Origin of the sequence: Catenibacterium sp. AM22-6LB (assembly GCF_003435615.1) — a bacterium.
Taxonomy (GTDB): Bacteria; Bacillota_I; Bacilli_A; order Erysipelotrichales; family Coprobacillaceae; genus Catenibacterium; species Catenibacterium mitsuoka_A.
In genome coordinates this window covers 1-1708 of record NZ_QTUM01000108.1, presented here as the reverse complement: position 1 = coordinate 1708, position 1708 = coordinate 1, and the positions used below count along the sequence as shown (strand labels likewise).

The window sequence follows — 1708 nt, the reverse complement described above, 5'->3', positions numbered from 1 at the left end:
GGGTCACGAAATAAATATCCTTTTTTTATCGTGTCCTTTTTACAGGGTCCATTTTATTCAAATCGAATATCTCTATCCTTTATGGTTTACTTTACGAAATTATTATGCCTTCTTTTGAATTAATAGTGGACTTCCAATTGTATTCAATTTTTAGGTGAGGTGGATGTGTCCAGCGTATTGAATGGACTTTTCTGCCATAACGAGTTGTCTTCCATTAGCGGAATACTCTCGCAATAAATAAATTTTTTACAAATATAATAAAAGCCCTATTTCTCTTCTGGTTTTTCATCCAAGATTTCTTTTATTACATTTGTTAATTTTGTACTTGAGATTCCATCTGTATGAGGCAAATAAACAATTTCAACATTGCATTTTGAAAATTGTTTTTCAAATTCATTCCATTGTTTTGTCCCTTTCCAATCAGATCCAACAAACATTTTATCAAATTTATGTTTTTCCCAAGCAGCAAATTTATTCTTATCTATTTGTGGAACAACTTTATCAACATATTTTAAAGCTGAGACAATCTCCATTCTTTCTTGAAAAGGAATTACAGGTGTTTTACCTTTTTCTTTTCTAACTAAATCATCTGTACTTACTCCAACAATAAGGTAATCACATTGCTTTCTTGCATTTTTTATTACGTTTAGATGTCCAATATGAAACATATCATAAACTCCTGTTGTATATCCAATTATCATTCTAATTTCCTTCTTTCTTAATCATCAATTTTTTCAAATATATATTCGCATATTTTTTGCGAAGCATATCCATGTTCAAAACTACCAATTTTTTTAATAAATTTTAACAAGTCACTTCTATATTTTAAATCATTAAAATCTTTAATACATTTACATAATTGATCCATGTCTTTTGTAATTGGGAAAGGTAATTCATTTATATCAAAATATAATTCTCTTTCGTTTGCTAAATATTCTTCTAAATCAGGAGTAAATAAAATACATATTTTATTCGCAACTGCCATATCAAACATCGATGAAGAAAAATCAGTTATAAGAATATCCGCAGCCGCAAGTAACTCTTGCATATCTGAATAATCACTCATTGCTATTGCATTTTCCACTTTTACATTATTTAAAACATTTGGATGCAATCTTGCACCTATAATCCATTCATCGCCTAAAAATTCATTTAATTTTTTAAAATTCATACCTAAAAAATCAGATTTTTTATTTTTTCTGAATGTCGGAGCATATAAAATCATCTTCTTGTTTTCAGGTATTTTATAATAATCATAAACTTTTCTTTTAACATGTTCTGTATCATTCAGTAATATGTCACATCTAGGTGTTCCACATTCTAAAATTTTCCCATCATACCAAAATGATTTTTTAAATATGTTTGTGCTGAATTGGCATCCTGAAATTAATAAATCTATTTTTTTTGAATCATTAATTGCATCATTAACATATTTTTCATCTAAATAAAGAATAGCATCCCCCTCTATTTTTTTTAGTCTTAAAGAACTATGCCATGTTTGTATATAAACTTGTTCCTTTCTTTTTTTCCAAAAATAAGCTTCTCCTGTACGCATATTGCAAATAATAAATTTTGCAGTATGTAACTCTTTTAAATATTCAATAGAAAAATAATAAACTATTCTAACTTTTGATTTTAATTCTTTTGGATGATTATTCGCTCGTAATTGCACTAGCAGTCGCAGACCTATGCACCACCCCTGTCGCAT

General features: G+C 27.9%; 2 protein-coding genes. Both read right to left on the bottom strand.

The features are described 5' to 3' along the window. Positions 1 to 266: 266 nt before the first annotated feature. Complete coding sequence (locus DW269_RS12390) at positions 267 to 701, bottom strand: adenylyltransferase/cytidyltransferase family protein (protein ID WP_117460320.1); 435 nt, start codon at positions 699 to 701, stop codon at positions 267 to 269. A 17-nt stretch (positions 702 to 718) separates the two neighbouring features. Then, positions 719 to 1708 (bottom strand): CDP-glycerol glycerophosphotransferase family protein (locus DW269_RS12385; protein WP_117460318.1); only part of this gene is annotated, 990 nt, incomplete at its 5' end.

Coding starts and splice junctions, on each gene's coding strand:
- DW269_RS12390 (WP_117460320.1), bottom strand. CDS start 701: ATGATAATTGGATATACAACAGGAGTTTATGATATGTTTCATATTGGA.